The organism is Paenibacillus sp. NMA1017, from assembly GCF_058895805.1.
Genome location: NZ_JBZXYR010000001.1, coordinates 544,937 through 562,246, shown reverse-complemented (window position 1 = coordinate 562,246; position 17,310 = coordinate 544,937). Strand labels below are relative to the sequence as shown.

18 protein-coding genes are annotated in these 17,310 nt (G+C 46.9%); 15 read left to right on the top strand and 3 right to left on the bottom strand.

What is annotated here, in order from left to right:
• Positions 1–7: 7 nt before the first annotated feature.
• The 9 genes from AC5ELV_RS02660 (at position 8) to AC5ELV_RS02620 (ending at position 5,458) form a co-directional block, all read left to right on the top strand.
• Complete coding sequence (locus AC5ELV_RS02660; protein WP_493429020.1) at positions 8–448, top strand: DUF86 domain-containing protein; 441 nt, start codon at positions 8–10, stop codon at positions 446–448.
• An 8-nt stretch (positions 449–456) separates the two neighbouring features.
• Positions 457–1,104: a helix-turn-helix transcriptional regulator gene (locus tag AC5ELV_RS02655; protein WP_029516682.1), complete on the top strand. Its 648-nt coding sequence runs from the start codon at positions 457–459 to the stop codon at positions 1,102–1,104.
• Between the two features lie 96 nt (positions 1,105–1,200).
• Positions 1,201–1,524 carry a YtxH domain-containing protein gene (locus AC5ELV_RS02650; protein WP_493429019.1) on the top strand — a complete coding sequence of 108 codons (324 nt, stop codon included), beginning with the start codon at positions 1,201–1,203 and terminating at the stop codon, positions 1,522–1,524.
• A gap of 207 nt (positions 1,525–1,731) precedes the next feature.
• Positions 1,732–2,541, top strand: coding sequence for a glutamate racemase (racE, locus tag AC5ELV_RS02645; protein WP_023987989.1), 810 nt, complete (start codon positions 1,732–1,734; stop codon positions 2,539–2,541).
• Between the two features lie 120 nt (positions 2,542–2,661).
• Positions 2,662–3,882 carry a M14 family zinc carboxypeptidase gene (locus tag AC5ELV_RS02640; RefSeq protein WP_493429018.1) on the top strand — a complete coding sequence of 407 codons (1,221 nt, stop codon included), beginning with the start codon at positions 2,662–2,664 and terminating at the stop codon, positions 3,880–3,882.
• Positions 3,883–4,018: 136 nt separating this feature from the next.
• Positions 4,019–4,285 (top strand): hypothetical protein, encoded by a 267-nt coding sequence (locus tag AC5ELV_RS02635; RefSeq protein WP_023987991.1) that lies wholly within the window; start codon positions 4,019–4,021, stop codon positions 4,283–4,285.
• 261 nt (positions 4,286–4,546) lie between these two features.
• Entirely contained in the window at positions 4,547–4,849 is a 303-nt protein-coding gene (locus AC5ELV_RS02630) for an iron-sulfur cluster assembly accessory protein (protein WP_013309686.1), read from the top strand.
• A gap of 23 nt (positions 4,850–4,872) precedes the next feature.
• Complete coding sequence (locus AC5ELV_RS02625) at positions 4,873–5,094, top strand: YuzB family protein (RefSeq protein WP_007429791.1); 222 nt, start codon at positions 4,873–4,875, stop codon at positions 5,092–5,094.
• Between the two features lie 94 nt (positions 5,095–5,188).
• Positions 5,189–5,458, top strand: a complete 270-nt coding sequence (locus AC5ELV_RS02620; protein ID WP_493429017.1) for a hypothetical protein — start codon at positions 5,189–5,191, stop codon at positions 5,456–5,458.
• A gap of 200 nt (positions 5,459–5,658) precedes the next feature.
• Here AC5ELV_RS02620 and AC5ELV_RS02615 read toward each other — a convergent pair whose 3' ends face one another.
• Both AC5ELV_RS02615 and AC5ELV_RS02610 read right to left on the bottom strand, forming a co-directional pair.
• Positions 5,659–7,641, bottom strand: coding sequence for an LTA synthase family protein (locus AC5ELV_RS02615; RefSeq protein ID WP_493429016.1), 1,983 nt, complete (start codon positions 7,639–7,641; stop codon positions 5,659–5,661).
• 188 nt (positions 7,642–7,829) lie between these two features.
• The gene (locus AC5ELV_RS02610; RefSeq protein ID WP_493429015.1) at positions 7,830–8,990 is read right to left on the bottom strand and encodes a THUMP domain-containing class I SAM-dependent RNA methyltransferase; all 1,161 of its coding nucleotides are present in this window, start codon (positions 8,988–8,990) and stop codon (positions 7,830–7,832) included.
• A 157-nt stretch (positions 8,991–9,147) separates the two neighbouring features.
• On the opposite strand from AC5ELV_RS02610, the gene AC5ELV_RS02605 reads away from it, so the two are divergent.
• Complete coding sequence (locus AC5ELV_RS02605; protein WP_493429014.1) at positions 9,148–9,792, top strand: O-methyltransferase; 645 nt, start codon at positions 9,148–9,150, stop codon at positions 9,790–9,792.
• 111 nt (positions 9,793–9,903) lie between these two features.
• Here the strand turns inward: AC5ELV_RS02605 and AC5ELV_RS02600 are convergent, their stop codons facing one another.
• Positions 9,904–11,124, bottom strand: a complete 1,221-nt coding sequence (locus AC5ELV_RS02600) for an MFS transporter (protein ID WP_013309691.1) — start codon at positions 11,122–11,124, stop codon at positions 9,904–9,906.
• A gap of 232 nt (positions 11,125–11,356) precedes the next feature.
• On the opposite strand from AC5ELV_RS02600, the gene hemE reads away from it, so the two are divergent.
• The 5 genes from hemE to AC5ELV_RS02575 all read left to right on the top strand — a co-directional run bounded on the left by hemE (position 11,357) and on the right by AC5ELV_RS02575 (position 17,299).
• Entirely contained in the window at positions 11,357–12,403 is a 1,047-nt protein-coding gene (gene hemE, locus AC5ELV_RS02595) for a uroporphyrinogen decarboxylase (RefSeq protein ID WP_493429013.1), read from the top strand.
• A 31-nt stretch (positions 12,404–12,434) separates the two neighbouring features.
• Positions 12,435–13,376, top strand: a complete 942-nt coding sequence (gene hemH / locus AC5ELV_RS02590; RefSeq protein WP_025722312.1) for a ferrochelatase — start codon at positions 12,435–12,437, stop codon at positions 13,374–13,376.
• Between the two features lie 7 nt (positions 13,377–13,383).
• A complete protein-coding gene (gene hemG, locus AC5ELV_RS02585; protein ID WP_493429012.1) occupies positions 13,384–14,829 on the top strand; it encodes a protoporphyrinogen oxidase in 1,446 nt (481 codons plus the stop codon).
• A 135-nt stretch (positions 14,830–14,964) separates the two neighbouring features.
• Positions 14,965–16,446: a CapA family protein gene (locus AC5ELV_RS02580; RefSeq protein WP_493429011.1), complete on the top strand. Its 1,482-nt coding sequence runs from the start codon at positions 14,965–14,967 to the stop codon at positions 16,444–16,446.
• An 82-nt stretch (positions 16,447–16,528) separates the two neighbouring features.
• Positions 16,529–17,299 (top strand): glycerophosphodiester phosphodiesterase, encoded by a 771-nt coding sequence (locus AC5ELV_RS02575; protein WP_493429010.1) that lies wholly within the window; start codon positions 16,529–16,531, stop codon positions 17,297–17,299.
• The last annotated feature ends 11 nt before the right edge of the window (positions 17,300–17,310 follow it).

Genomic DNA, 17,310 nt, shown 5'->3' with positions numbered 1-17,310 from the left:
AAGGACCTTGTATTATGTCAACCGGGAACAAATTGAGCTTCGATTAGGGGCTGTTCCTGACATTGTCGCCGGACTTCGGCAGACATCTGCTGCCTGGAACGGTGATCTGTTGCAGGGGCTAGTGCAGGAGCGCTGCCTTCATCTGGCAATTGAGACGGTAACGGACGTAGGAAGCTATATCATCGACGGATTTATTATGCGTGACGCCAGTAGCTATGAGGATATTATCGGTATCATTCATGAGGAAGGTGTACTGGATGATACCGTATTTCATTCGCTAGTAGAGCTGGTAGGCTTACGTAAACCCTTAGTACAGGAGTATTTCCATTGGGACCGGACAAGCCTTCACCCGCTTACAACTAAGCTGCCTGGTTTGCTGGAGCTTTTTGCATCTAATGTACATGATTATTTAAATAAGGAATTGGGTCCCCAGCCCGAGGGAGTGTAAAGGCAAAAGTGACGGATAAGTATATCGTACCCGAAATGCCCACTAGGCGCATGATCATGACATTATTAAAAACCCAGGGACCTGTGGGCGTCGGAAGCTTGGCAGCTCAATTGGGCATTACCGAAATGGGAGTGCGCAGGCATCTCAAATTGATGGAGCAGGATGGTCTGATCGTGGCTACGATCGTGAGACAGGCGATGGGACGCCCGACGTTTTTATACAGTCTGAGCGAGCAGGGAAGCGAGCAGTTTCCTCGTAATTATGATCATCTGTTACTGGAACTGTTAGAGGAACTGGATGAAGAGCAGGGAATGGAAGCTGTTTACTCGCTGTTTGATGGTAGAAAACGTAAAATGATGAAGCGCTACGCCCCTCATATAGAGGGGGAGACTACACTGGCTTCACGTGTGGAAAAGCTTTCGGGCATCCAGAATGCTTCCGGATATATGGCAGAATGGCGCGAGGAAGAGGATGGTAGCTACTCTATTGTGGAATACAATTGTCCTATCTCTCAAATTGCAGGCCGTTACCGCAAGGCTTGTGAATGCGAGCAGCAAATGTTTGAGGAGCTGCTTGATGCCGAGGTTGTTCGTGAGGATTGTTTGGCGGATGGGGGTCGTTGTTGCCTGTATCGTATCCGCTCTAAAAAAAAGTAAAACTTTTCAGGCTTGTTTTCTGTATCATGACAAGCTCTCCATGCTTATAATGCACTAACAGATGGGCATTCGCCCGGGCATAAGGGAGAGATGATGATGAAGGAGAACTGCAAAAGTTTTATCCGAGGCGCGTTGGCAGGCAGCATTGTTGGTTCGGTTGCTGCTTTATTATTTGCCCCTAAGTCAGGTCGTGAGCTGCGTCAGAATATTACAGATCAGGCGCGCAACGTAAGTGATAAGGGACAGGAGCTAGCGGTGAAAATTTCAGACACCTCAATTGAGTATACTGACAAAATTAAGGAGACAGCCTCAGCCGTCATTCATGAAATCGGGCAATGGCGTAAAAAAGGTGAAATTATTCCTGAGGTTAGTATTTCATCAGCGACTGTTCAAGAAGATACGGAAAAAGATGCTCTGTAACGGTTTGTAAAACGTAGGTGAAACACTGAATACAGTTTGAATTCGTGGCTTCTCCCGTTGGGATGGAGCCTTTTTATTGATCACTTCCTCGTTTTAGGGTAATCTTTTGGGGTACCTTTTACACGAATACGACATAAGTATGTAGCAACGGATAGCTTTCCGAGATGAAACAACTCATATTTGAACAAAAAAGGAAGCGGTGTGTACGTGCAGCAAGCGATTGCAATATTGGATTCCGGTGTAGGAGGTTTGACGGTTGTAAAAGAAGTTATGCGTCAGCTTCCGCGGGAAAAAATCATTTATTTTGGAGACACTGCGCGCACTCCGTATGGCCCCCGACCATCGGAAGAGGTTAAAAAATTTACAGAGCAAATGGTTGATTTTCTGATTCAATTTGATCCGAAAGTCATTATTATTGCTTGTAACACGGCTACTGCCGCGGCATTGGACTATATAAGCCAAAAGGTATCCATTCCGGTGATCGGAGTCATCCATCCCGGGGCTCGTGCTGCAATCAGCGCAACTGCTACCGGGCATGTCGGGGTGATTGGGACTGTCGGTACGATTCGAAGCGGAGCGTATACAGCTGCGCTCAAGCAATTGTCTCCTTATGTAGACGTGGTGAGCCATGCTTGTCCTGCGCTTGTTCCATTGGTGGAACAAGGGTTGTTCCGCTCGAAGACGACATCGCAGGTTGTGGAGGAGACATTGAGACCTATTCAAACGTATCCGATTGATTGTCTGATTCTTGGTTGTACGCATTATCCTTTTTTGAAGGAAACGATTCAAGAAGTCATGGGGCCTGCAGTAAAGCTCATTAGCTCGGCAGATGAAACGGCGCGTGAGACGAGTACCATTTTGTATAATAAAGGCAAGTTGGAAGCTGGGGATGAAACGCCGGTACATCAGCTTTTTTGTTCCGGCGATCCTGAATTGTTCCAGCGTATTGCCGCACAGTGGCTCGGGGAGCAAATTCGCCAAACGCCTGTCGTCTGGCAAGTCACCAATTTGGATTAACGAGACAGCCGACTTTTTTTGTCATGGGACAAAAGAAGTCGGCTGTTTTGCTTTTCGCTACATCAAGACACGCCGCGTCTGCATAACATGCAGTAAGGCAGATGGAAGGGGCGTAGTAAGATGAGGGAATATATCGTTCAAAAAGGAGATACATTGTACCGGGTCGCCTCGGCTTTTAAACTATCGGCGGATACTTTGATCGTAGATAATCCGTGGGCCGCCACGCAACCCTATCTGATTAGTGGTCAAGTGTTATATATTCGTCCGTCTACGGATCGTAAATACGTTATTCAGCCTGGTGAGTATGCAAGACAGATTGCCAAGCAGTTTGGTGTGGAGCTTGATGAGTTACGGCTAGCCAATCCAGGACTTGCGGAGCATGATTTTACGGAAGGAAAAACAATTGTTATTCCTGAAGACCATCAGGATCAGATTGTACGATTACGTGGAGAGTATGGATATGAAGATTTAAAGGAAGACCTAGTGGCCTTGGCCCACAGATATCCGTTTATTGAAGTTGGCAGCATTGGCACCAGTGTCATGGGGAAGGATATTCCTTATGTACGTATTGGGCAGGGAACGCGTAAAATTCATGCCAATGCTTCTGTTCATGCTAATGAATGGCTGACGACGCCTTGTTTGCTGCGTTTTATAGAGCAATATGCACAAGGGATCGATGAGACTGAAGAACATGTAGGGGCCACTCAATGGGTGTATGGAGGTTCTCCGCGGGATTTGCTGGAGCATACATCCCTATGGGTGGTTCCGATGGTCAACCCAGATGGGGTAGAGCTGGTGCAACAAGGTATACTCCCAACTCATCCGTTGTATCATGACCTCAAAAAGTGGAATGAAGGACGTGCTGATTATCGCGGTTGGAAGGCCAATATTCGTGGTGTCGACCTCAACGATCAATTTCCGGCATATTGGGAAGAAGAGGTGCGCAGACGCGGTAAAACAGGTCCGTCTCGACGAGACTATCCAGGGCCTGCACCTTTGTCTGAACCGGAGTCTAAGGCGCTTGCCGATCTGACGGAGCGCGAACAGTTCGACATGGTGTTATCCATACACAGTCAGGGACAGGAGATCTATTGGAATTATCGGGATCTAGAGCCTAAGGAGAGCCGAGATTGGGCTTTACGGCTAGCTGCCGCAACAGGGTACCGGGCAGTAAAGTTGGGTGGTAGCGATGCAGGGTACAAGGATTGGTTTATACAGCGGTTTGGTAAACCAGGGTTTACCGTTGAAGTCGGTCTAGGTGTAAATCCGCTGCCCATGCGTGATTACGATGATATTGCAGCAGAAGTGGGCATGTTAATGGCAACAGTGCTGTCATGGTAAAAAATTCGGCCTACTGAAACGTATCGAATCATTTGCGCGTATTAGGAGGAACACGTTTTTTATAAGTGTTCCTCTTTACATGTCCCTTCAATGGGGTATATATACTTAGGAGCATTGGAAATGGAGTGAACAACCTATGAAGTGGAAAAGACTACTATCTCTCCGTCAATGGTCACATGTATTTCGTCGTATGCCCCGATTTATTACTTCATCAAGGATTCCGCTGGGAGAAAAATTACTCTTTGCGGTGCCTGTGTTGCTCTATTGGGTATTACCTGATGTCATGCCGTTTATGCCCATCGACGATATTGGTGTGACGCTATTGCTTATGAATTGGTTTGTCACCCGTGCCGAACGAAAATATCCAGATGTGCTTGAAAAACAGCATGTACGTGTTCGGTAGATAAGCTTATGAATTTCGTGATTGCGATTTTTCACGATTTTCTTTACAATAGGAATATTGCCTTTTGCTATGCTGAACATAATTGTGATCTATCGGCTCATGATGATGTTTCAGACGCAGCTGTGCTGCCGTAGTACCTCTTTCCCTCTGGGATAGAGGCTAATTATTTGAGTTGTTGATTTTACCCGCTAGGTTGTGTGGTGTGGATATGTATCCAATGAACCACATTTCATTTAATGAATATGAAGGAGATGAAGTTTGATGAACTGCAAAATTACTCGTAACGCAGCTAAAGTATTGAAGCTTGAACTGGATAAGGAAGAGAACCAAGGGAAGAGTCTACGCGTTGTTATTACTCATGCTCATGGAGATCATGCTCATTACGGGCTGGATTTGGACACGCCTAAAGAAACAGATACTGTCGTATCTACAGATAAAGGCATTGACGTCATTTTGGAAAACGGCCAGCCGCTGCTGGATGGTGTAAAAATTGATTACTTGTACTTCCCCGAAGAAGGATTTGTCATTACTAACCCTTCCCAAGGTAATCACGGCGACCACTAAGCCGGAGCTCGGAGGGATGACAGATGGCGAATGATATTCGCGTATGTGATGAATGCAATCATATCCGCTTGAAAACGATCTTGCCCAAGTTGCAAAAGATGGCACCCGATGCCGAGATCAAAATCGGCTGCAAATCGTATTGCGGTCCTTGTGGAAAACGGGCGTTTGTGTATGTGAACGGACGTTATGTGAGTGCGGCCACAGAGGATGAAGTATTGGAGAAGGCTGCGCGCTTTATCAAATAGTTCCAGTACGCAGCATTTGCAATTTTTGAATAGTTCCCCTTCTTCTGATCCATGCTAATGGATGTAGAACACTGCCCAGAAGGAGGAGTGACTCATGGCCCAATATGATTCCAATCTCGACAATCACAGTGTTGAGGCTCAAACACAAAACTCGGTGGACAGGCTCCACAATGCCGTCTCTCAGGCATTGTCACATCCGGCTGAGCACCTGATTGAACAGGCGGAGCAATCTCGCACTCATGCTGAACATGCCATACAGCAGGCGAAGGATAGCCTTGGTGACGACTCAGTAGAAGTTGCGGAGGACATGCTTGGTGAAGAGGTACAACGGCTTGAACAGGCTAAAAAAACGTTGCGTTCCTAAGCAGTTGTGAATGGTAACGAGCGCAGTCGACTAACAATCCATATAAAAAAGCACGATCCTCAGCACCTACAAGCTGATGGATCGTGCTTTTTTGTTATATACAAGGCAGTTATGCGATCGACATCCTTAAGGGAGTCCGGGGAGAATGCTATGTCAGCAACCTCCCACAGAAAGTCTATTAGATACAGATACAGAAGGAGTTACTTCTTTGTTTGTGGTTCCCATTCGCGAATAAGATCGTATGTGATAACCTGATCGGATATGTTCAACCGATTGAGAGCTTCGGTATATCCCGGTCCGCAGGCGTTTACGTCTGTAGGCTGGCCTGTACTCAGGTTGTAGCAGGTCCCTTTGGAGAATGTACCGTCCTCAGATGGAATGTAGTACACTCGTCCATCCGTGAAAGCACCAGTACGTAGCACAACCATACGAGGCTTTCCACTAAACAGGTCGTTCCCCATAAAATGATATGGTTTTGTAGAAATCCCAAGCAGGTGCATTACGGAAGGTGTCAAGTCCAATTGACCTGCTGGTTCTGTATACGTACCCGCCTGACTTCCATCAGGAAGATGCACAAGTAATGGCACCTGATTCATGATTTTCTGCATGTCCAGATCCGTAAGTGGCTTGCCTAAGAATTTCTCATACAGTGCTTTGTCTTTAATAGAATTGTCATGATCTCCATAAAACATCAGGATCGTATCATCCCACAGTCCGTCTTTCTTCATCTGATCTACCAATTCGCCCAGTGCTTCGTCTACATAATGGACAGATTTTAGATAGTCTCCGAACATGGTACCTTCAAACTCGCCAACGTCTAAATCTACCGCGTCAGGTGACAGATTGTACGGATGATGGCTCGAGATACCGACCATATAAGCGTAGAATGGCTGCTTAACTTCGGTAGTGAGATCATTGAGCGTTTGACGGAAAAAGGATTTGTCTCCCAGGGACCAGCCCAATGGCTCATCAATTTTAAAATCTTTTTTACTGTAGAACTTGTCATAGTTCATTGCCTTATACATAGTGTAGCGGTTCCAGAAGCTGCTGTCATACACGTGAAACGCATTGGGACTATATCCAGTATCCTTCAAAATGGAAGGTAACGTATCGAATTTATGGTCCGCATAACGGATAAACACGGAGCCTGTAGGGAGCGGATGCAGCGAAGCATGTGTAGAGAAGTCCGCGTCCGAAGTACGGCCCTGCGCAGTCTGGTGAAAATAGTTGTTGAAATACATGCTTTCCTTCGTCAGTTTGTCAAAGTTAGGTGTAATCGCTTGACCGTTGATCTGTTTGCCGATAAAAAAGTTCATGAACGCTTCGGCTTGAATGACCATCACGTTTTTGCCCTTATACTTGCCAGATAGATCATTTTTTACCTGAAGCAACTTTTGGTGCTGATTAAACCATTCCTTATCCTTATCGGATTCCGCTTGAGCCAATGTAGGCTGGGGACCAAGGTGATCCTGACCATAGCGGTAGATGTCATAACCATGAAATCCGATCAATCCGGTTACGTTGTACAAGGCCATCGACCACCAGTTGCCGACAAATATGCCAGTTGCCCACGTGGAGGTATAATATTTGATCGGCCCAAATGTTAGTACATAGCCAATCAGGAAGGCCAATGCTCCTTTGGAGAAGCGAAGCAGGAACCTCTTTGTGAAGGAGCTTCGGGATGCTTCTAAATAAGTATCATTCGTTGTAAGTCGACGTCGTAAGGAAGCCACAAATATGACATACGGAATGAATAGAATCCAGTCTGCAAAAAAGAGAATGTCCCACCAGTACATAAGGGATGCGATACTTCCGCCCAGAGAATCAACTTGTCCGGCTTGAAGTAAGACGGGAATCGTAATGAAATCCTGGAAATACCGATAATAAACCATGTCGGAATAAATGAGCGCGGTGAGCAAAATATCGAGCACCACAAGAGCAATCAAACGTCCGCGACGTGGCAGCCATAAGGTCCAGAAGCTCACAAGTAAAAGCGAACCAATAGCGATGACATAATCCAGCGGATTCATATCAATATTTTGGGCATGCAAGTTATAGTGAATCAGTACGAGCTTGCCGATCATAAGCACAAAAAACAGACCTAGTCCAAAATATCGAGACAGCAGCATTCTGCTGAACGTGTTACCAGTGCGACTTGCACTGGACGTGCGAATAAACAACACTTTACCCCCTCCGGCAGAAATGTTCGGCTAGTATAAACTACATATTAACGTAATGTTAAAACCGAAATGCCTTTAATTATTATAGCGCTCATCTCGCGCATTTCAATGATTAAGTAAAGAAAACACAGCACAAATCAGGCCAGAAGAACGAACAGAGGGTTCGTTTCCTGGCCTAAGCTTCATCATATTTAAGGCTGCAACGGCGAAGTGTCTTTGCGGCGCGGAGGCAGAGGGCCTAAGTACTGATAGTATTGGCATTCGATCCGGCCGTTAAACAACTTCCGGCGCTTGTCTGCTTTACGGCCCCAATAATGCTCAAATTGCTTGGTGGAGCTGATGGCAAAGAAGGACCAAGTCTTCATCTCGGCTGCCGTGCGTGCGAGTGAACGGATCAGCTTTTCCACCTCGGATTGCTCGCTCAGTCTCTCGCCATAAGGTGGGTTTGTAATCATCACACCATATTGTCCTTCGAGTCTGACTTTAGTTACAGGCATCACCTTAAGAGGGATGTCTTTAGCAAAGCCTGCTGCTTTTACAGCTGCCTCAGCAACTTGTATGGCATTTGGATCGATATCGCTACCTGCAATTTCAAAAGGAATGTCATCGCGGGTCAAATCCATCGCTTCGTCGCGAGCCTGATCCCATAATTCTCTACCAATGACAGGCCAGTCTTCCGAGTTAAAGGTACGTCTCAGGCCTGGCGCAATGTTCCAGGCTTGCATGGCAGCTTCGACTAATAAAGTACCGGAACCGCAGCATGGGTCATAGAAGGGCCGGTCAGGGCTCCAGCGACTAAGCTGAATAAGAGCAGAAGCCATCGTTTCTTTGAGAGGCGCCTCTGTAACGAGCTTACGGTAGCCGCGTTTGTGCAGTCCTGGACCGGTCGTATCAAGTGTCAGCAACGCACGATCATTTAATAGAATGACCTCAATGACGTAACGAGGGCCATCTTCAGCAAACCAATCTGTGTGGTAGGTTTCCTTGAGCTTCTCTACAATCGCCTTCTTGACGATTCCCTGACTGGCTGGTACGCTACTAAGCTGTGATTTGTGCGAACGTCCCTCTACGGGAAATTCACCATCTACAGGAATCCAATCCTGCCAAGGCAATGCTTTGGTACCCTCGAACAGCTCATCGAAGGTAGTTGCAGCAAATTCACCCATTTTTATAAGCACGCGGTCTGATGTGCGAAGCCACAGGTTACACCGGCAGATATCTATATAATCTCCGGTAAAAACGACGCGGCCATTTTCAACGGTCAGATCCTCGTACCCGAGTTCTCTGAGTTCCCGGGCCACAACGGCTTCAAGTCCCATTGGCGCAGTTGCAATTAGTTGCAGTTGAGTCATTAAACGTATTCACTCCGTCTCCATATTCATGTAAGCTTGGTTCAATCCCTATAGTATAGGTCATTGTACTCGAAGAGACAAATCATTAAGGTAAAAAGTTTACGAAGGACACCACGTCCAACCTGCGTTATGATTAAGCAAGAAGGAGAGATGAACCGTGGAAATTACACCCAATATGACGCCTGAACAATATGTAGACCAGCTGGTACAAGAGGATGAAGCACTGCGCAGTATCAGGGAGGCTATCGTTAAAGAAGGTATGCCGGAAGTATCCGTTGCTCATCCTTACGGAAAACTATTGACCTTTCTAATTGAAGTGTCTGGCGCACAGCATGTACTGGAAATTGGCGCATTAGGCGGCTACAGCGGATTATGTCTGGCCCGTGGGCTGGGAGAAAAGGGTCGCATTGTGTCACTGGAGCTGAAAGAGGCGTACGCAGCGCTGGCACAACGACATATGGAAAACAACGGCTACGGTGACCGTGTCGAATATCGTATCGGACCCGCAGCGGACAGCTTGAAGGAACTTCAGGAAGAGGGAAGAACTTTCGATTTTTTCTTCATAGATGCAGATAAGGAAAATTACCCGGTGTATCTGGAATATGCGATTGCTCTGGCGAATCCGGGTGCCATTATTGCGGGAGACAACTGTTTCCTTCGTGGACGGACGCTGAATACGGATAAGAACGGCCCTGCCGTCCAGGCCGTGAGACGGTTTAACGAAACGATAGCAACAGATCCGCGGCTGGTCAGCACGCTATTGCCAGCTTACGATGGATTGGCGCTAGCTAGAGTTAAATAGCGTTCATTCCCCATGTATAGCCACATATAAAGAAAGAACCTCCTTGTCCACGGTAGCGTGGACAAGGAGGTTCTTGTCTTTAAGGCAGGCTTGTCTTACCCGAAGGTTATCTTACCTGAAATCAGGCGTAGCCTTACGATCAAAGAGCTTCATGCGTACCCAGAATATGTTGACGATTAACAGGACACCTGACATGATAAACAGTCCCTCGATGCCGATAAACCCGGATAGCACCCCGCCAATGACAGCACCCAGCATATTCCCGAGCGCCAGCGAACTGGTATTGAAGCCGAAAGAACGGCTTTCCATTCCTTCCGGTGTATACGTGCGAATCAGCGCATTTACGCTTGGCAGCAGACCGCCCATAAATACACCCATGAAAAAACGGATAATGACAAGTTGCCATACTTCATTGACAAAAGCCTGCGGAATGAGCATAACCGCCGTTCCGAGCAGTGCAATGGTCAAGATCTTGTGCGCTCCTATCTTGTCACTCAATCTTCCAAGGAGCGGTGCAGCAACCATATTGGATACACCTGTAATAGCCGTAACGAACCCGGCAATCAGCGCAATTCCTTCTGCCGATCCATACAGCTTTTGCACATACAACGGCAGCAGAGATACCGTACTAATCATGGCAAACTGGAGCAGAAACGTTACAGTGAACAAAGCCGGAAGCTGGGGCGTATGGCTTAGCTCCTTTAATCCGGCAAGAACTGAAATTTGCGGTATGCGTGCAGCTTCCGTTTTGCTGAAATTTTCTTTAACCAGAAACATTGCGATAAGCGATGCTATAAAAATTAGAGCTCCTGTAATATAAAAGATCGGTCTGAATCCGACCCAGTCAGCCAAAAATCCGCCTAGCAGAGGCCCGAGAATCGTGCCAGCCATCTGACCGGATTGCATAATCCCCATAGCGAATCCGGTTCGCTCTTTGGGAGTGGTACCCGACACTAGGGAAATCGATGCCGGATTGAAACCCGAAATCGTACCGTTCAGCAGGCGAAGTGCCAGCAGTTGCCACGGGTGGGTAACCAAACCCATACATCCGATGACCAAAGCCATACCAAAGCCTGAACGAAGCAGCATGACTTTACGTCCATATCGGTCAGCCAGCTTACCCCACAAAGGCTGGAACATAAATGAGGTCAAAAAGTTAGCGGCAAAAATAACTCCGGCCCATAGACCAATATCGTGCTCGCCCTTCACATGAAGGTCCTGAGCCAGATACAGGGCGAGGAACGGAGTAATCATCGTAATACCCGCATTGACCAGAAACTGACCGAACCAAAGCACAATGAGATTGATTTTCCATGTCTCCCACGTTTTCAATGTGCTTTCACTTCCTTTCTGCCCATTCTCATCCTGTTATAAATCCTACTTATCAAGCATAACTTCTCCCGAGCTTTAAAAAAGCCATTTCTCTAGTATAGCACACTTCATTGAAACTTTATCCAAATGTCATGGGTTTGTCATGGTTTGTTCGAGAGCTGCGGTTGTTACGACTCTTGAAAAAGGGCATAATAAAATATAGTATTTATGATTCGAACTGGAGGCTGAAGTCATGACCTACAATGATACTTTTATCCGCGCTTGCCGCAAGCAAGCTGTGGATCATATTCCCGTATGGTACATGCGGCAGGCCGGAAGGTATGACCCTGAGTATCGCAAAATTAAAGAAAAATACACGTTGCTTGAAATATGCCGCCAGCCCGAGCTGGCCGCAGAAGTGACTTTGATGCCCGTGCGCAAGCTTGGGGTAGACGCTGCAATTTTATATTCTGATATTATGAATCCGGTAGCCTCGCTAGGGGTTGATTTTGATATTGTCAAAAATATTGGTCCGGTTATTGATAATCCGATCCGGTCAGCTGCAGACGTAGACAAGTTGCGTCCGATTGATGTGGAACGCGATTTGGGTCATATTTTGGAAACGATCCGTATTTTAGACCGTGAACTGAACGTGCCATTGATTACGTTCGCTGGAGCGCCTTTTACCATTGCAAGTTATTTAATAGAAGGAAGACCCTCCAAAGGATATATTCGCACCAAAGCGATGATGTATGGAGAGCCTGAGTTGTGGCATCGCCTGATGGATAAGCTAGGGGACATGGTTATTACATACGTGCGAGCTCATATCGCTAATGGCGGTAAGGCTTTTCAATTGTTTGATAGCTGGGTAGGTGCGCTCTCGCCTTATGATTTTCAAACTTTTGTGCTGCCTACTATCACGCGTATTTTCCATGAATTATCTGATCTGGATGTACCTAAAATTTATTTCCCGGGCGTAAGCTCTGGTGAATTGCTCCCATACTTGAATGGGTTAAAAGCCGATGTGATTGGGCTGGACTGGCGGGTCAGTATACCTGAAGGACGTCGTCGCTTGGGCAACGGTTTTGGAGTACAGGGGAATCTGGATCCTTATGTGCTTACTGCGCCGATTGATGTTATCAAACAGTATGCAAAAACCATTGTAGATGAAGGCGTCTTGGAGCCGGGTTACATTTTCAATCTCGGTCACGGTTTATTTCCTGAAGCCTCGCTAGATAAGCTAAGAGAGCTTACTAATTATGTACATGAGTATTCCAGCTCGGTTTTGTCAAAGAATTAAATCATTAGAAATGTTAAGAGGTGATCTGCTAATGAAAACCAAAGTGGGTGTACTGGTCATGTCCTACGGGACGCCAGAGAGTCTGGATCAGGTGGAAGCCTATTATACACATATCCGTCGCGGTAATGCTCCCTCGCCGGAGCAATTAAAGGAATTAAAGGATCGTTATGAAGCTATTGTGGGCGGTGTGTTTCCGTTGCGGCAGAATACGGATCGGCAGGTTCAAAACCTGCAGGAAACCTTAAATCGGGAAAATCGCAACCCTGACATTGAATTTGTCTGTTATCAGGGACTCAAACATGCAAAACCGTTTATTGAGGACGGTGTGGAAGCCATGGTGCAAGATGGCATTCGTGCAGCGGTGGGTGTCGTGCTGGCTCCGCATTATTCCGTTATGAGTGTAGGCACTTATATTAAGCGTGCACAGGCTAAGGCACAGGAACTGGATCTGGCCATATCATTTGTGGAGAGCTATTATCTTCATCCAAAGCTGATTAAGACGCTAACTGAGCGTGTGAACGCCAAGCTGGCGCTTTTTGAAGAAGCTGGAGCCAAGCGGGATGAGGTTCGTGTTCTATTTAGTGCGCACAGCTTGCCTGAGCGGATTTTGGCTATGGGTGATCCTTATGTAGAGCAATTAATGGCTACTTCGCAGGCTGTTGCGGACAAGGCGGGGATTACCAACTGGCAGTTTACGTGGCAAAGTGCGGGTCGTACAGCAGAACCATGGCTGGGACCTGACATTTTGGATACCATGCACAGTCTTAAAGAGGAGCAAGTGGAGTATGTGCTGGCTGCGCCAGTTGGCTTTGTTTCTGATCACTTAGAGGTGTTATACGATCTGGATATTGAAGCACAGGCGTTGGCGAAGGAATTGGATATGCGTTTTCAGCGTATTGATTCACTCAACAGTGATCCACTGTATATGGAGACGCTTAGTGATGTCATCATAGACCAATGGAAAAAGGGATGAGGACATAATGGAGCAAAGGTTACGTAATATTGTGATTGTAGGCGGAGGCTTGACCGGGCTTAGCACTGCTTTTTATACACGAAAAATGTACAAAGAAGCTGGCTACACACCTCGAATTACGCTGGTGGAGAAAGCTTCCGTGCTGGGCGGAAAAATTGAAACACTGCATAAAGATGGTTTTGTAATTGAAAAGGGGCCAGATTCCTTTCTGGCCCGTAAAACGGCCATGATAGACCTGGCAAAAGAGCTGGAGCTGGATCATGAACTGGTGAGCACGAATCCTGAGGCTAAAAAGACATACATTTTGCATGAAGGACAGCTTCATCCGATGCCCCCTGGACTGGTGCTGGGGATTCCAACGGAGCTGAAACCCTTTTTGCGCAGCGGCTTGATCTCTTTAGGCGGGAAAATGCGGGCTATGATGGATTTTGTCATTCCTCCTCGCCGTGTACCGGGAGATGAGGCGTTGGGTGATTTTATTGAACGCCGACTGGGCAAAGAAGTGCTAGAAAATGTAACCGAGCCACTGCTGGCAGGGATTTATGCTGCGAACATGAAGACGCTAAGTTTGCAAGCGACCTTCCCACAATTTGCTGAGGTAGAGCAGCAATACGGGAGCCTCATTCACGGAATGATGACAGGTCGAAAACCAGCTGAAACACATACGGGTACGAAAAAAAGCGCCTTTTTGACCTTCCGTCAAGGCTTGCAAAGTTTGGTGCATGCGTTACTGAATGATTTGTATGACTGTGATTTACGCACCGGAATTGCTGTTACAGAATTCACAAAGACACCGGAAAAGGAAGGCAGCCCATATCGCGTTATGCTGGACAATGGAGAGATGCTGGAGGCGGATGATATTTTTGTAACGACTCCCAACTTTGCTGCTGCGCCGCTATTGCGAGATCATGTCAATGTGGCTGCACTGGAAGCTGTTAATTACGTCTCCGTAGCAAACGTGGTCTTAGCCTTCGATAAAACAGATATTGAGAACGTCTTTGACGGTTCTGGTTTTCTGGTTCCTCGTAAAGAAGGGCGCAGCGTGACCGCTTGTACATGGACGTCTGCCAAGTGGCTTCATACCAGCCCGGACGATAAGGTGCTGTTGCGCTGTTATGTAGGGCGAGCAGGAGCTGAAGACACGGTAGAGTTGCCGAATGATGAGTTGATTGCACTGGTACGTAAGGATTTGAAAGAGATGATGGGAGTTACAGCGACTCCGTTGTTCACGGAAATTACACGTCTTCGCAATTCCATGCCACAATATCCAGTAGGGCACCCGCAGGCTATAGCTGATCTGCGAGAAGAGTTACGCACTGCCATGCCGGGAGTGTATGTTTTGGGCGCTGGTTATGATGCAATTGGCTTACCGGATTGCATCCGTCAGGCTAAGGAATGGGCCTCCAATGCCGTCCAAACAACACAGCAGGAAGTGGTCAAGGTACAGGTATAAATGTTCGACGATGAACCCTTCGCAATCCAGACGAGGGGTTCTATTTATATTGAAATTTGATATATAATGGAGAAGGTGTAAAATTCGCAGTAATAGAGAAGTTATGCAAATGCAATAGCATAGAAGGAGTGAAGAATGTACCCTCCCAGATCACAGCGTAATGAAGGTCGCAAAAAAGCAAGAAAACCAAAAATAGGCAAGACTTGGATCATTACAAATCTGGTCCTACTGCTTATGATTGTGGGTCTTTTCGGTTATTATTACATATTTGAACACGACAACAGTGGCTCTCTTGCGGAAAATGCCGTGTATTCGCAAACGGAGAAGAAAATCCAAACAGGATCTGCTAGTGAAGATCGGTCTACTCCCTCGGTCAGTGAAAATGTTACAGCCTTGTCAAATAAACAGCTGGACGAAGGCTCCAATGCAGAAAAGCAATTTGCTGACGATGAAACAAAGCAATTTGCTGCTTCAGACACAAGCAATCGTCCCGCGACAACGTCTGACACAAATGCTCCCAAAGGCAGTTCCTCAGAAGCAAAATTGTCCTCGGGGAAAGACGGGCAAGCACAGAACGATACGTCCAATAAGGATGTATACGACGGTACTCTATCCGCCGATAAGGAAGGAACGGAGGATGTGAGAAAATCAAAAACAGACGGTGCAGATTCTCCGACAGTCACGCTTCACTTTGTAGGGGATGTGCAATTTTCCGGTAAAGTTGAGCAGCGATTGGAGCAGAATGGGTTTGATTTTCCGTATCAATATCTCGGAAACTTGTTTCATAAAGACGATCTGACGATGGCCAATCTGGAAACGCCCGTGACAACGAATGGTGTGGGTGCGTTAAATAAAACGTATGTGTATAAATCTTCGCCCAAGGCGTTAACTGCGTTGGCTGCGGCAGGGATAGACGCTGTCAATTTGGCCAACAATCACATTTTGGATCAGGGCACAGGCGGATTACTGGATACACTTAAATATCTGGATGAAAAAGGTATTGCCCATGCTGGAGCTGGACGTAATGCAAAAGAAGCGTATGCGTCGCATTATTTTGAACGTAAAGGGATTAAAATTGCGTTGTTGGGGACTACACGTGTCATGCCTGAAGCCAACTGGAATGCGGGCGCCAAACTGCCCGGTGTAGCAGGAGCCTATGATTCGACCGCTATCGTAAAGTCCATCCGTGAGGCACGAATGCAGGCCGATCTGGTGATTGTCATTGCCCATTGGGGGAAGGAGCGTGCTACTGCACTTGAACCCCATCAAACCGAGTTATCGCACGCTTTTATTGATGCTGGAGCTGATCTTGTCATTGGCGGTCATCCACATGTGCTTCAAGGGATGGAGCAATATAAAGGTAAATGGATTGCATACAGCACAGGCAATTTTATTTTTTCTAAATCAACGGTGCCAGCCACTTGGGATACAGCGATATTTCAGGCAACCTGTACCCGAAAAGGGGCTTGCGAAATGAAGCTGACCCCTTACCGAGCGGAGCTAGGTCAACCGATCCCATTGAAGGATACGGAGGCCAGTAAAATTTTGCAGAGAGTGGCGGCACTGTCACCGGGAAATGTCTCGATCGGGACGGATGGTACAGTAAGCGCTCAATAGAAGTTCGAAAAGAAATTGTTTATATGGGAATTGACGGAACGATCGTATGAGGGACTCCTTTGTGGATGGAGGTCATAACAAGATGAATCATTTGTGCGTGGCTCACCGCGGTTTTTCGGGGATTGCTCCCGAGAATACGATGGCAGCCTTTAAGCTTGCGTTGGAGCAGCCGTTTGTACACTGGGTTGAGCTGGATGTACAGCTGTCAAAGGACGGTGTTCCGGTGATAATTCATGATTTTACACTGGAGCGAACGACGAATGGTACAGGACGAGTAAAGGATTCGGACTGGAAAGCATTGCAACAACTTGATGCTGGTAGCTGGAAAAGTGCAGAATACCGTGGAGAAGTGATCCCTTCCCTCGCACAAGTACTAGATTTATGTCGTGGCCGCGTATCGCTCAATATTGAGCTTAAAACAGCGGGAGATATGTATCCGGGACTGGAGAAAGCCGTGCTCCGTGAAATTGTGATGAGAGGGATGGAGGGAGAGGTGGTATTAACCTCTTTTGAACGTGCTGCATTACGCCGGGCTAAGGAGCTGTCTCCTGAGATCCGTACCGGATTGATTATTGATGCGCGTCCAGATGACTTGGCAAAGCAATTGGAACAGCTACAATGCACTTTTTTATCTATGGGCTATCCGCGTTTGGATCGAAACTTGATGAAAGATCTCACTGGACGCGGTATTACTGTCATGGCGTGGACGGTGGATGACCGCCGTATCATGCGGAGATTGTCCTCATTGCATCCTGAATTGATGATTTGCACCAATTGGCCGGATCGCTGGGAACAGGTTTTTTTGCTTTCCAAGCACCGGATGTGGCACTATATACGTAAACTTATTCGTTAATAATCGGACTA

Excerpts from the sequence above, each read along its gene's own strand:
- AC5ELV_RS02610 (WP_493429015.1), bottom strand. The coding sequence starts at position 8,990 with ATGACTCAACTGCAACTAATTGCAACTGCGCCAATGGGACTTGAAGCC.
- AC5ELV_RS02575 (WP_493429010.1), top strand. The coding sequence starts at position 16,529 with ATGAATCATTTGTGCGTGGCTCACCGCGGTTTTTCGGGGATTGCTCCC.
- hemE (WP_493429013.1), top strand. The coding sequence starts at position 11,357 with ATGACCTACAATGATACTTTTATCCGCGCTTGCCGCAAGCAAGCTGTG.
- AC5ELV_RS02640 (WP_493429018.1), top strand. The coding sequence starts at position 2,662 with ATGAGGGAATATATCGTTCAAAAAGGAGATACATTGTACCGGGTCGCC.
- AC5ELV_RS02580 (WP_493429011.1), top strand. The coding sequence starts at position 14,965 with ATGTACCCTCCCAGATCACAGCGTAATGAAGGTCGCAAAAAAGCAAGA.
- hemH (WP_025722312.1), top strand. The coding sequence starts at position 12,435 with ATGAAAACCAAAGTGGGTGTACTGGTCATGTCCTACGGGACGCCAGAG.
- AC5ELV_RS02635 (WP_023987991.1), top strand. The coding sequence starts at position 4,019 with ATGAAGTGGAAAAGACTACTATCTCTCCGTCAATGGTCACATGTATTT.
- AC5ELV_RS02620 (WP_493429017.1), top strand. The coding sequence starts at position 5,189 with ATGGCCCAATATGATTCCAATCTCGACAATCACAGTGTTGAGGCTCAA.
- hemG (WP_493429012.1), top strand. The coding sequence starts at position 13,384 with ATGGAGCAAAGGTTACGTAATATTGTGATTGTAGGCGGAGGCTTGACC.
- AC5ELV_RS02630 (WP_013309686.1), top strand. The coding sequence starts at position 4,547 with ATGAACTGCAAAATTACTCGTAACGCAGCTAAAGTATTGAAGCTTGAA.
- AC5ELV_RS02625 (WP_007429791.1), top strand. The coding sequence starts at position 4,873 with ATGGCGAATGATATTCGCGTATGTGATGAATGCAATCATATCCGCTTG.
- AC5ELV_RS02650 (WP_493429019.1), top strand. The coding sequence starts at position 1,201 with ATGAAGGAGAACTGCAAAAGTTTTATCCGAGGCGCGTTGGCAGGCAGC.